General features: G+C 59.8%; 12 protein-coding genes. 3 read left to right on the top strand and 9 right to left on the bottom strand.

Annotation, left to right across the window (positions count from 1 at the left end; genetic code table 11):
• Window positions 1-177 precede the first annotated feature (177 nt).
• Window positions 178-786, bottom strand: a complete 609-nt coding sequence (locus Q0903_RS12910; RefSeq protein WP_299415937.1) for a glutathione S-transferase — start codon at window positions 784-786, stop codon at window positions 178-180.
• A gap of 74 nt (window positions 787-860) precedes the next feature.
• On the opposite strand from Q0903_RS12910, the gene Q0903_RS12905 reads away from it, so the two are divergent.
• Complete coding sequence (locus tag Q0903_RS12905; protein ID WP_299415935.1) at window positions 861-1,250, top strand: ectoine synthase; 390 nt, start codon at window positions 861-863, stop codon at window positions 1,248-1,250.
• A gap of 89 nt (window positions 1,251-1,339) precedes the next feature.
• Window positions 1,340-2,233, top strand: a complete 894-nt coding sequence (locus Q0903_RS12900; RefSeq protein WP_299415932.1) for a DMT family transporter — start codon at window positions 1,340-1,342, stop codon at window positions 2,231-2,233.
• 66 nt (window positions 2,234-2,299) lie between these two features.
• On the opposite strand, the gene Q0903_RS12895 is transcribed toward Q0903_RS12900, so the two are convergent.
• The 8 genes from Q0903_RS12895 to xdhA form a co-directional block, all read right to left on the bottom strand.
• Window positions 2,300-3,334, bottom strand: a complete 1,035-nt coding sequence (locus Q0903_RS12895) for a BMP family ABC transporter substrate-binding protein (RefSeq protein ID WP_299029793.1) — start codon at window positions 3,332-3,334, stop codon at window positions 2,300-2,302.
• Between the two features lie 101 nt (window positions 3,335-3,435).
• A complete protein-coding gene (locus tag Q0903_RS12890) occupies window positions 3,436-4,356 on the bottom strand; it encodes an ABC transporter permease (protein ID WP_299027895.1) in 921 nt (306 codons plus the stop codon).
• Entirely contained in the window at window positions 4,356-4,679 is a 324-nt protein-coding gene (locus Q0903_RS12885; RefSeq protein WP_299027898.1) for a hypothetical protein, read from the bottom strand. Before Q0903_RS12885 ends, Q0903_RS12890 begins: the two co-directional genes overlap by 1 nt.
• The gene (locus tag Q0903_RS12880; RefSeq protein WP_299415929.1) at window positions 4,676-5,761 is read right to left on the bottom strand and encodes an ABC transporter permease; all 1,086 of its coding nucleotides are present in this window, start codon (window positions 5,759-5,761) and stop codon (window positions 4,676-4,678) included. The genes Q0903_RS12885 and Q0903_RS12880 overlap by 4 nt, the downstream gene beginning before the upstream one ends.
• A gap of 63 nt (window positions 5,762-5,824) precedes the next feature.
• Window positions 5,825-7,342 carry an ABC transporter ATP-binding protein gene (locus Q0903_RS12875; protein ID WP_299415927.1) on the bottom strand — a complete coding sequence of 506 codons (1,518 nt, stop codon included), beginning with the start codon at window positions 7,340-7,342 and terminating at the stop codon, window positions 5,825-5,827.
• Window positions 7,339-8,121 (bottom strand): xanthine dehydrogenase accessory protein XdhC, encoded by a 783-nt coding sequence (xdhC, locus tag Q0903_RS12870; RefSeq protein ID WP_299415925.1) that lies wholly within the window; start codon window positions 8,119-8,121, stop codon window positions 7,339-7,341. Before xdhC ends, Q0903_RS12875 begins: the two co-directional genes overlap by 4 nt.
• Window positions 8,114-10,528, bottom strand: coding sequence for a xanthine dehydrogenase molybdopterin binding subunit (xdhB, locus tag Q0903_RS12865; RefSeq protein WP_299415923.1), 2,415 nt, complete (start codon window positions 10,526-10,528; stop codon window positions 8,114-8,116). The genes xdhC and xdhB overlap by 8 nt, the downstream gene beginning before the upstream one ends.
• Window positions 10,525-11,916, bottom strand: coding sequence for a xanthine dehydrogenase small subunit (gene xdhA / locus Q0903_RS12860; RefSeq protein ID WP_299416088.1), 1,392 nt, complete (start codon window positions 11,914-11,916; stop codon window positions 10,525-10,527). The genes xdhB and xdhA overlap by 4 nt, the downstream gene beginning before the upstream one ends.
• A 152-nt stretch (window positions 11,917-12,068) precedes the next feature.
• Here xdhA and Q0903_RS12855 point away from each other — a divergent pair, with 152 nt between their 5' ends.
• Window positions 12,069-12,713 (top strand): hypothetical protein, encoded by a 645-nt coding sequence (locus Q0903_RS12855; RefSeq protein WP_299415920.1) that lies wholly within the window; start codon window positions 12,069-12,071, stop codon window positions 12,711-12,713.
• Window positions 12,714-12,716: the final 3 nt, after the last annotated feature.

Here is a 12,716-nt window from a genome sequence, read left to right as displayed (position 1 = left end):
GGAAAGGGGGCGCACGGAGACATCTGTGCGACTCAGGCGTTAAAGCCCTAGTTTGTTGGGAAATTAGGGGGGTGCGGGGCGTGCAGACTGCGTACACTCCCTGTACACCCCCCGTGTGCCGTTTGGGCAAAATGCGCGGGATGAACAGGGCGCGCGGGCGCAACAGTTTACAGCGCGTTAAACGCCGCCTTTTTCAACCGCCCGCTTGTAGGCGGGGCGGGCCTCGACCATATCTACGAAAGCGGCGAGTTTTGGGTATTGCGCACGGCGTTCCAGACGCATGGCGATCTGCGCTGGAAAGCTGAGCATGATGTCAGCAGCACTTAGATCATCCATGACGAAGTGGCCCGAGGGGCGCAGGATGCTTTCCATATAGGCGAAATGGTTGTCCAGCTCGGAGGTGATGCGCGGGTGCAGCGGCGCGCCTGCCTCGCCCAGTTTGCTGACATAGAGGTTGAGCAGGACCGGCGTCATGGCGGAGCCTTCGGCAAAATGCATCGCTTCCAGGTGGCGGATATGCGCGGGGGTGCCTGCGGGCGGGATCATCTGCGGGGCGTATTTGGCGCACAGGATCTCGGTGATGGCAGCACTTTCAATGATAATCTCGCTGTCCATCTCAAGCATGGGGGATTTGCCCAGCGGGTGCAGTGCCAGCAGGGCAGGCGGCGCGAGATTGGTTTTCACATCACGTTCGTGCAGGACGAATTCATACGGCTCCCCGATTTCTTCCAAGAGCCAGAGAATGCGGAGCGAGCGGGACCTGTTGAGGTGATGGAGTTTTATCATAGCAGACAGTTTAGGGGGTTTGTCTGGCTGTGCAAAGCGGGGCAATGTGGGCGTGACGTAACGGGAGGATCAGGATGATTATTGCGGATAGGGCCGAATTGCAGGGCACTGCGCGGGATGCCAGTGGCGAGGGCTGGACGAGTTTGCGGCTGCTTGTGCGTAGTGACGGGATGGGGTTTTCCATGACGGAAACGCAGGTATTGCCCGGGGCGGTGCTGCGCCTGCAATACAAACACCACATCGAGGCGTGTTACTGTATCGGTGGCGCGGGGGAGGTAGTGGAGCTTGCCTCTGGCAAGGTGCACCCAATTTCCGCAGGGGTGCTTTATGCGCCTGACGCCCATGATCGACACGAAGTGCGTGTGCCGTCTGGTGGTGATGCGCTGCATCTGATTTGTGTGTTTTTGCCTGCGCTGGAGGGGAACGAAGTGCATGGCCCTGACGGAAGTTATCCCATGGGCTGACGCGTGGCGGCGTGCTTGTTTCTCGGAACGTCAGACCATACTGAGAAGATGTGGGACATTCCCCATAGATAATGTCTGGCGCAGTCTGCATGCTCAATCGGCTTTCCCCACAGTTTACAGGCTATGCTGCCGCATGGACTATTGTTTTTGTCTGGTCATTCTGGCTGATTGTCAGCCGTGTGGCAGAGGGCAGCGGGCTGACGGTCTATGATCTGGCTGCGATGCGGTACGGGTTGGCCTCGATCATCGCGCTGCCATTGTGTTTGTATTACAAGCCGTGGCGCGGGCTGCGGTGGGTACAGATCGCTGTGCTGTCGTTCATTCTGGGACCTGTTTACATCATCGCCGTTTTCTCGGCGTTTCTATACGCACCTGCTGCCCACGGCGGGATTTTTATGAACGGGGTCTTGCCCCTAATCAGCATCGTGTTTGCGCTTGTGCTGTTTCGCCGAACGCCAAGCCTGCGGCAAGGCATCGGCGCGCTATTGATTCTGGTTTCGGCGGTTGTTTTGGCATGGGATGGGAGCATTGCCAGTGACGCGGATACGTGGATCGGAGATATGCTGTTTATCGTCGGGGCGTTGTTTTTCGCCACCTATGTGATCTTGTCCGAGCGGTGGCAGCTGGGCGCGATGCAGATCATTTTCTGTGGGACGATTGTAAATGCGGTGATTTACCTGCCGATCTGGGCGCTGTTCTTGCCATCTGGGCTGGCGCAGGCGCCGATGGGGCCGCTTTTGTTACAGGCGGTCTATCAGGGGTTTGTGCCTAACCTGATCGGGTTGTTGTTTATCGCCCATGCGTCGCGTTCTATCGGGACGGCGAACACCTCGGCGATTTTGGCAGCCGTGCCGGGGGGTGGCGCGGTGCTGGGGTTCTTGATCCTGGGGGAAGCGTTTAGCCTGACCAGCATTATGGCGATTGTCTTGCTGACAGTCGGGTTGCTGATTTCGGTGCGGCGCAGGGCGGTGCCGCCTGTGTAAAGCGCGCACGTAAAAAGGCCCCGCCGATTTGGCAGGGCCTTCTTTCATTCGATCGTGAGGTGCAGCTTACTGCGGGATTTCGCCCTCAATACCTTCGACATAGAAGTTCATGCCAGCCAGCGTGCCGTCATCTGCTGTCTCGCCTTCGGCAAGGAACGGTGTGCCGTCTTGCTTGTTCAATGGACCTGTGAAGGCGTGGTAGGAGCCGTCGGCCAATGATGCCTTCATGGCCAGTGCTTCGGCTTTGACCTCCGCAGGTACCGCATCGGAGATTTCACCAATGCCGACCATGCCTGGACCGATACCGTCCCATGTGTCTGTCGAGGTCCATGTGCCATCCATCACGGCCTGCGTGCGGGCGATATAGTAAGGTGCCCAATCATCAATGATAGACGAGACGCGCGGGAAGGGCGCATATTGGCCCATGTCGGAGGCTTGGCCGAAGGTGACTACATTGCCTGCTTCCTGAGCTGCTGCTTGCGGGGCTGTGGAATCGGTGTGCTGCAAGATCACGTCGGCGCCCTGGTCGATCAGAACCTTGGCTGCGTCCGCTTCTTTTGCAGGATCAAACCATGTGTAGGCCCAGACAATCTTGAACTCGACTTCGGGGTTCACTTTGCGCGCGTGAATGAAGGCAGAGTTGATGCCACGGATAACTTCCGGAATTGGATAAGAGGCGATGTAGCCCACGATGTTGGACTTGGTCATGTTGCCCGCGATGTGGCCCTGAATGGCACGGCCCTCATAAAAGCGCGCCGAATAGGTGCTGACGTTGTCGGCACGTTTGTAGCCTGTGGCATGCTCGAACTTAACGTTCGGGAACTTGGCCGCCACATTGATGGTCGGATCCATATAGCCGAACGATGTCGTAAAGATCAGGTCGGCACCGTCGAGCGCCATTTGCGTCATCACACGCTCGGAATCGGGGCCTTCGGCTACTGATTCGACGAACACTGTCTCAACCTTGTCGCCAAAATGTGCCTCAACTGCCAGACGGCCTTTGTCATGCTCGTACGTCCAGCCGCCATCGCCCACGGGGCCGACATAGACAAAGCCTACTTTGGTTTTTGCGTGGCCATCGGCAAAAGCTGCCGTGCCCATTGTCGCGGCAAGGGCTGTGCCGAGCAGTAGTTTGGCTGCGGCGCGTTTTGTGAATGTCATGTGAGAAGTCTCCCCAGATAGGTTTTCAAGCAGCGTGTGCCTCAGGACGAGGCGTGGAATATGCGTCCCAATGATCCGGGTGCGGCGCTGCGGGAGCGCGACAGAAACACCAGAACCACGATAGTGATCACGTAGGGGGACATTGCCAGATATTCCACAGGAATGGCAACGCCTGCGCCTTGCAGATTCAGCTGCAATTGAACCAATCCGCCAAAAAGATAGGCACCCAGCAGGACGCGGAAGGCGCGCCAGGAGGCAAATACAACCAGTGCGAGCGCGATCCAGCCAACGCCAGCGGTCATGCCTTCGGTCCATTGCGGAACGCGGATCAGGCTGATGTAGGCACCGCCCACACCCGCACAGGCCCCGCCGAACATAATGGCCAGCGTACGCACACGCTTGACCTTGAACCCCAGCGCATGGGCAGCATCGTGGTTTTCGCCCACCGCGCGCAGCACCAGCCCTGCACGGGTGAATTTCAGCACTGCCCAGACAGCCACGACCAGCGCAAGACCGACATAGACGATGATATCATGGCTGAAGAAGATTGGTCCAATGACAGGAATATCGGCCAGCGGGCCAAAGTTCACATCCGCCAGACGCGGCGGCTTAACCCCGACATAGCTTTGCCCCAGCAAGGCAGAAAAGCCGAGCCCGAACAGGGTAAGCGCAAGGCCGGAGGCCACCTGATTGGCCAGCATGATTTGCGTTAGAAAAGCGAATAACAGGCTGAGGGCTGCGCCGCCCAAAGCCGCAGCTACAAAGCCCAGCAGCGGCGAGCCTGTTTCGACCGCCGTGGCAAAGCCGCAGATTGCGCCCATAATCATCATGCCCTCGACCCCGAGGTTGAGCACGCCTGTTTTCTCGACCACAAGCTCACCGATTGCAGCAAAGATCAGCGGCGTTGCAGCGACGAAAAAGCCCGCAACAAAGAGGATCGGGTTGATTGCCGAGAGGTCCATTACACACCCCCGTGGTGGATCAAATGTATGACAGATGCGCAGACAAGGGCCGCGGCGAACATGATGCCCATGTGGCGTGCTGTTGGCCTGTGGAGGCCTGCCAGCCTGTCCCTCAGCGCAGGTGAAAAGCGTGCCGCCCACCAGCCAAGTAACCCCAAGGCCGCCAAAACAGCCACATGGCCGCCAAGAAAGACAGCCAGAGCAGCACCGCCGCCGGTGACGGCAGATTCGCCTTCAGACGCGAGCATCAGGTGAAGCATCGCCATCATCATCAGCCCCATGAAGGCGCCCATGAGCAAAGGCTTGCGATATGTGTCGATCATTGCGCCACCTCGGTCCGGCCGAATTTGAGCCGGTAGTTTGTAAACAGATCAAAGGCCAGCAGGAAAAACAGCAACATTCCCTGAAACACCTGAATGGCAGCAGCAGGCAAGCCGAGCTTGGATTGGGCGATATCGCCACCAATATAGGTCAGCGCCATCAGGCCGCCCGCCAGCAAAATGCCGACAGGGTGCAAACGCCCCAGAAACGCCACGATGATTGCGGTGAAACCGTAGCCCACGTTGAAATCAATTGTTACTTGTCCCGCGGGGCCGGACACTTCGAACATGCCGGCAAGGCCCGCCAGCAGGCCCGACATGCCCAGACAAAACAGCACCAGCCGTGCAGGGTTCACGCCCGAGAAAGCAGCAGCGCGTGGTGCGTCCCCTGTCACGCGGATGGCAAAGCCCAGGCGGTGCCGTGCCAGCAGTACATAGGCAAAGATTACGGCAATAAAGGCAGCGACCACACCCCAATGCATGCCTGATCCCGCAACCAGATCGGCGTTGTGCGCACTGGCATATTGCGTCAGGTTGCGCGACCCCGGAAAGCCCATGCCATCGGGGTTTCGCATCAACCCCAGTGACATAGACGCGAGAAACTGCTCGGCCACATAGACCAGCATCAAGGACACAAGTATCTCGTTGGTTCCGAATTTCACCTTAAGCACCGCAGGGATCATCGCCCAGAGCCAGCCGCCAAAGGCGCCGGCCAGCACCATCAGCGGAAAAACCAGCGCGCTCTCCAGAGGGTAAAACGCCAGACCTGCGCCCGCACCAAAAAGCGCGCCCATGATGTATTGGCCTTCCGCGCCGATGTTCCAGATACCTGCCTTGAAGCCCAGACTAAGACCGATGGCGATCAGCACCAGTGGTGCGCCTTTGATCAAAAGCTGGGGGCGGTAAAAGAATGCAAATTCGCCAAACAGCGGCTCCCAGAAAATCGTCTTGATCGCGATAAACGGGTCCTTGCCCAGCAGCGCAAACAGCAATCCCCCAAACACAAATGTCGCCAGCACCGCCAGCACAGGGGCCGCAAGCGAGAAAGCGCGGCTTGGCTCGGGGCGCTTGACCAATGCAATCATGCGCCGTCCTCCGCCACAAAGTCCTGCTTCTTTATTTTTCCTATAAACTCATATCCTGCGGGTCTACACATGGGCCACCTCCATCCCGTGGGCACCCCCCATCATCAGGCCAATCTCTTCCACCGTGATGCCTTTGGCGGTGCGGGGCGGGGACAGACGGCCTTCATTCAGGGCTGCAAATCTGTCCGAGATCTCCATCAACTCGTCCAGATCCTGCGAAATAACGATCAGGGCCGCACCGTTTTGCGCCAGATCCAGCAGCGCCTGCCGGATCGCGGCAGCAGCCGAGGCATCGACGCCCCAAGTGGGCTGGTTGACGACAAAGACTTCTGGTTTCTGCATCACCTCGCGGCCGATGACGTATTTTTGCAGGTTCCCGCCCGACAGGGCGCGTGCGGCGGCGTGGGGGCCGGGGGTGCGGACATCAAACCGCTCGATCACGCTTTCGGCAAAGCGTTTCGCGGCGGGCCAGTCCAGAAATCCGCCACGGTCCAGTCCTTCACGCGTTGCTGCGGTGAGCATAGCGTTTTCGGTCAGTGACATATCGGGGGCAGCCGCGTGGCCCATGCGTTCTTCGGGCGCAGCGAGAAGGCCCAACTTGCGCCGTGCAGTAGGGCCGAGAGGGCCGATGTCACTGCCTTTGTACATCACCATGCCACGCGGCACGCGCCGCTCGCCCGAGAGGGCTGCCAGCAATTCGTCCTGCCCGTTACCCGCAACACCGCCGATGCCCAGCACCTCGCCTGCGCGCAGATCCAGAGTGATGTCTTTGAGCGCCATGCCAAACGTGTTGGGTGCAGGGGCGTTCAGATTTTGGAGGCGCAGCACAACTTCGCCAGCTTCGTGGCCTGCGCGGGTGGGGGTTTGCAGCAGCTTGCCCACCATCATTTCCGCCATATCACGTGCCGTTGTCTCGCGCGGGGTGCAGTGGCCGACGACTTTGCCCAAACGCAGGATGGTGGCGCTGTCACATAAGGTGCGGATTTCTTCCAGCTTGTGCGAGATGTACAGAATAGCGGTGCCTTCGGCGCTGAGTTTGCGCAGGGTTTTGAACAGAATTTCAACCTCTTGCGGGGTTAAAACGCTGGTCGGTTCGTCCATGATCAGCAGCTTGGGATCTTGCAGCAGGCAGCGGATGATCTCGACACGCTGACGCTCTCCCGCGCTTAGATCACCGACGATACGGTCGGGCGACAGTGGTAGGCCGTAGGTCTCGGACACAGCTGTGATCTTGGCCGAAAGCGCGTTTAGCTTCGGGGCGTTTTCCATGCCGAGGGCAATATTTTCGGCCACGCTCATCGCGTCGAAAAGCGAAAAGTGCTGGAACACCATGCCAACACCCGCGGCACGGGCCGCGCGCGGCTCGGACGGGGCAAAGGGCGCGCCGTGCATTTGCATCTGGCCGCTGTCGGGTTTCACCAGCCCGTAGATCATTTTCACCAAGGTCGATTTGCCCGCACCGTTTTCGCCCAGCAGCGCGTGGACTTCGCCCGCCGCAATTTCCAGCGAGACATCATCATTTGCGACCACGCCGGGGTAGGCTTTGGTCAGCGCGGTGAGGGACAGCAGCGGTTGGGTCATGAAAGGGCCTTGGATTGCGTGCCGGACATTAGTGCCTGTAGGGTGCCATGTGCAATCTGATCGGGGTGTTTTCCAAGGGATTTATCCCCGATGGGGCAGATTATGGGGGTCGGATCGAGGTTCATGTCGCGCAGGCGCTTGAAAAACCGCGCCCGTTTCGTCTCGGACCCGATAAGGCCGATGCTGGCGGCGCCCCGTTTCAGTAGGGCGGCACAGAGTGCCAGATCAATTTCATGGGAGTAGGTGAAGATGAGATGATGGGCATATTCCGGCGCGCGGGAGGCCAGCAAGGGCATATCGGCGGCGGATGTTTTGGTCGCATGTTTGAAGATGCGGCTGGGGAAGCGGTCATCGCTGCTGTCGACCCAAGTGATTTTGAACGCTTGGGGATGGGCGGCAGCTACGACGGCGCGGCCAACGTGGCCAGCGCCCCAGAGCCAGAGGTGTTTGGGGTGGGGGCGGTTTTGCGTGAGGGTGTGAACGGTGAATCTGTCCAACTCAAGCGACAGAGGCTTTGGCGTGTAGGTGTAGCGCAGGGTGACAGCGCCGCCGCAGCATTGGCCGAGATTGGGGCCGAGAGGGATCGTTTCGGATGTTTCGGTGCCGCCTGTGGCAAGGATTTTGCGGGCTTTTGTGATGGCGCGGTATTCTAGCGCCCCACCGCCGATCGTTTGTTTTGTGGTGGTAGGCGTGACGATCATCGTCGTGCCTGCGTCACGCGGTGTGGAGCCGCGGGTGGCGGTGATCTCGACGTAGATTTTTGATGCGGGGTCAGTCATCGGCTTTGGCCCTTGTGACGGCGCGTAGAACGGCCTCGGCGGTAGCAGGGGTTTGCAGATCGGCGTAGGTCGGGCCGCAGGCGGCAACTGCGTCGGCCAGTGCCGACCACGCGGAGACGCCCAGCATGAAAGGCGGCTCGCCCACCGCTTTTGAGCGATAGATGGTGTGGGCGGGGTTGGGTTGGTCCCAAAGGGCCACATTGAAAATATCGGGACGGTCCGAGCAGGCGGGGATTTTATAAGTGGCAGGCGCGTGGGTCTTGAGCGCGCCGTGCGCGTCCCAGACCAGCTCCTCGGTGGTGAGCCAGCCTGCGCCCTGAACATAGCCGCCTTCGATCTGGCCGATATCCAGTGCGGGGTTCAGGGACTTGCCTGCATCGTGCAGTATATCTGTGCGCAGGATGCGGTTTTCGCCTGTGAGCGTGTCTATCACCACCTCGGTAATCGCAGCACCGTAAGCAAAGTAGAAAAACGGGCGGCCCTTGCCCGCGATACGGTCCCATTGGATGTCGGGGGTTTTGTAGAACCCTGTAGCCGAGAGGCTGACGCGGTTTTCATAGGTCAGTTGCGCGGCTTGCGCAAAGCTGAGCGTGTGATCGGTCCCGACGTGGACATTGCCATCTTTGAAGATGATGTCGGCTGGCTGGCAGCCCATCACCGCGGCAATACAATCGGACATACGGGTGCGTATGGTTTCACAGGCAGCAAGCACTGCCATCCCGTTTAGATCGGTGCCGGAACTGGCCGCTGTGGCGGAGGTATTCGGCACTTTGGCTGTATCTGTTGCGGTGATCTTGATCTGCTCCAGCGGTACGCCAAAAGAGGCGGCGGCGACTTGGGCGACTTTCTGGAACAGACCCTGACCCATTTCAGTACCGCCGTGGTTCAGGTGGACCGAGCCGTCTTGGTACACGTGCACCAATGCGCCTGCCTGATTCAGATGCGTAAGGGTAAAGGAAATGCCAAATTTGACAGGGGTGAGCGCGATGCCACGCTTGAGGATCGGGTTGTTTGCGTTCCAATCCGTAACAGCGGTGCGGCGGGCGGCGTAGTCGGCGCTGGTGGCAAGCCTGTCTGTCAGCTCGTTTATAATACAGTCGTTGACGGGTTGATCGTAGGGGGTGGTCTGGATCTCTTCGGGTGCTGCCGGGGCCGGTGTGCGCTTGGCTGCGTCCTGCGCGCCCCTGCTGGTGGCATCACCGTCAACCTCTACGTCGGCGGGTGCGGTATGCCGTGCCGTGTCGGGGGATGGCGCGCAAAGATCGCTATCGCGGTAGAAGTTGGCGCGGCGCACGGCGAGGGGGTCAAGCCGCAGTCGGGTGGCGATGTGATCCATCACCCGTTCGATGCCCACGATCCCTTGGGGGCCGCCAAAGCCGCGAAAGGCGGTGGCGCTTTGGGTGTTGGTCCTGAGGCGGTGGGAGGTAATGCGGATGTGGTCAAGATGATAGGCATTGTCCGCGTGCAGCATGGCGCGGTCGGCCACGGGCAAGCTGAGGTCCATCGCCCAGCCGCAGCGGGCGTAATGGGTGAAGTCGAGCGCTGTGATGTGGCCTGACGCATCAAAGCCGACTTCGTAGGTAATGCGGAAGTCGTGGCGTTTGCCCGTGATGGTCATATCGTCATCGCGGTCATAGCGCATCTTGCAGGGCTGTTGCGTGTGCCGTGCGGCCAGTGCACAGGCCACGGCGAGCGCGTTGCCCTGACTTTCCTTACCGCCGAAGCCGCCGCCCATGCGGCGGGTTTCGACCCGCACGGCGTGCATGGGCAGGCCGATGGCTTCGGCCACTTTGTGCTGAATTTCGGTGGGGTGCTGGGTAGAGCTGTGGACGAGCATATCGCCGTCCTCCCCCGGAAGTGCGAGCGCGGCCTGCCCTTCGAGATAGAAGTGTTCCTGACCGCCGATCTGTAGCGTGCCAGTCAGTCGGTGCTGTGATTTGAGCAGGGCAGAGGCGGGATCGCCTTTTGTGTAGATACGGGGGCCGTCCTCGAACCTGCTGTTGGCGGTGAGGGCATCATCAATGGTGAGTATCGGCGTTTCGGGCGCGATGGTCACGTCACCCAAGCGCGCGGCGGTGCGGGCGGCCAGATGGCTGGTGGCGATAACCAGAAACAGTGGCTGTCCTATGTAATGAACGGTGCCGTCTGCCAGCAAAGGCTCGTCATGGTTGGAGGGGGAGACATCATTGGCAAAGGGGAGATCATCGGCTGTCAGCACGGCGATCACACCTGCATGCGCGCGCACAGTGTCGAGGTGCAGTGCGGTTATGGTGCCATGTGCGACTGTAGACAGGCCAAAGGCGAGGTGCAGGGTGTCTGCGGGCGTGGGGATATCATCCACATAACGTGCGGCCCCTGTTACATGCAGATGGGCTGCATCATGGGGGAGCGGCTTTGCGGTGCTCATGGGCGCACCTCGTGAAGGTCGGTGTGGGTGCCGATGAGGGTATAATAGGCGCGCAGCAGCATGTTCTGTGCGGCCTGCATCCGGTAGTCGGCAGAAGCGCGCATATCCGACAGCGGTGTGAAATCGGTGGCGAGCGCCTGCATGGCATGGCCGATTGTTTCTTTTGTCATCGGGTGGCCCGAGAGGGCAGCCTCGGCGCGGGTGGCGCGGGCGGGGGTGCCTGCCATGCCGCCAAAAGCAAGGCGGACAGGGCCGAAACGGGCATCTGCGACAGGCAAGGCAAAGCAGCCGCAGACGGCCGATATGTCCTGATCAAATCGTTTGGAGAGTTTGTAGCACTGCAATGTGTCGGGTTGTTTCGGAAGGCTGACAGCCTCGATGAACTCGCCTTTGGTGCGGTTCTGTTTGCCATAAGCGATAAAGAAATCCTCAAGCGGGAGTGTGCGGCGGATGTCGCCGCAGCGCAGATGCAGGGTGGCCCCGAGTGCGATCATTGCAGGGCTGCCATCGCCTATGGGCGAGCCGTTGGCGATGTTGCCCCCCAATGTAGCCGCTGCGCGGACCTGAGCCGATCCGTAGCGGCGCAACATCACGCCAAGGCTTGGATGGTGGGGGGCGAGGGTGCTCTCAAGCTCGGCTATGGTTGTCATGGCGCCGATGCGCCAGTGGGACTTTGTCTGGGTGATGCCGTGCAGCGCATCGCAACGGTTCAGGAATACGGGTGTGGGCAGGCTGCGCAATTGTTTCGTGACCCAGAGCCCTACGTCCGTGGCGCCCGCGATCAGGGTGGCATCGGGATTGGCGCTGTAGAGGGTGGCAAGCTCGTCTATAGTCTCTGGCTGGTAGAAAGTGGGGGGCTCTGCCCCCGCAGCCTCGGGCTGCTCCCCCGGAGGATTTGGGGCCAAGAGAGATAGATGCTCGGGGACAGGGTGTGCTTCGGCTGCGATGGCCGCGCGGACGATGGGGGCGTAGCCGGTGCAGCGGCACAGGTTGCCCGCCAATACGGTGTCGTGATCGGTCTGGTTGTTGAGGTGGGCGGTGGCCATGCTCATGACAAAGCCTGGCGTGCAAAAGCCGCATTGGCTGCCGTGGTGGGTAATCATCTCGGACTGGACGGGGTGGAGGGCGCCGTCGGGTGCGCGCAGACCTTCTACAGTGGTGACGTGCTTGCCGTGCAGTTGCGGCAGGAAAAGGATGCAGGCATTGAGTGGCGCGTTGCCTGTCTGGTCAGTGACCATGACGGTGCAAGCGCCGCAGTCGCCTTCGTTGCAGCCTTCTTTTGTGCCTGCCAGATGACGTTCCTCGCGCAGCCAGTCGAGAAGCGTGGTTGTGGGGATAGGATCCGTCAACGTGACGGGTGAGCCGTTGAGGTGGAATGTGACGTGCATGGGGAAAACCCCGCCGCGGTACCAATGTCTGGTGCGGCCCTGTTCGATGCGGCGTAGAACGGTGGGCGCTTCGGAGGCTACGGCGCGGGGCTGGGATTTGGCAAGGGGTTTGCTATGATTAACTCGCATGTAGGTGACTTTGGAGGGTTGGGATGCGCAAGATTTTGGCGGGGTTGGCCCTGATCGGCGTGTCCGCAGGCTATGCACAGGCCTGCAACACTGTTGTTTTTGATTACGAAAGTTTTTCGCGGCCACCGATGAAGATTGATCTGGACCGTTATCTGGCGGGAAATGAAGAGACCGATTATCTTTCGGTTGGATTGAACGGGATCACATTGCAGATCAGTCCTGCAAATTGGGAAATTGCGACAGGGTTCAGGGCGATCTGGGAAGCCTGGGCTGCGCGGGGGGAAACCCATGCCATGGCCGCACAGTTCCAGACGTATTTCGATCGGCCTTTGCGGGTCGATACCCCTTTTGCCACCCTCTCGGGAGCATCTTTGACGGGGTATCTATCACCGATCATGGATGCTTACCGCCCCAAGGACGACCCGACCCAACGCAATACAATCCTGTTTGCCTTTGTAGAGGATGAAAACGGCAGTGGTGCGGCGTCGCTTTATCTGAACGACCCGACAGGGGAGGGAGATATGGAGGCGGTGATGGACGAATATGCAAAACTGACTACGATTGATGCCAGCTGCATCTCTGATACGGGGGCCTATGAGGGGCGGTATCTGCCCGATCAGGCGCAATATGTTGTTTTCCCTGTAGAGGCTTTTTCGGATAACGATTAGGCT

The sequence above is a fragment of the uncultured Sulfitobacter sp. genome, from assembly GCF_947502895.1.
Lineage (GTDB): Bacteria > Pseudomonadota > Alphaproteobacteria > Rhodobacterales > Rhodobacteraceae > Sulfitobacter.
This window is presented reverse-complemented; position numbering and strand designations above follow the sequence as displayed.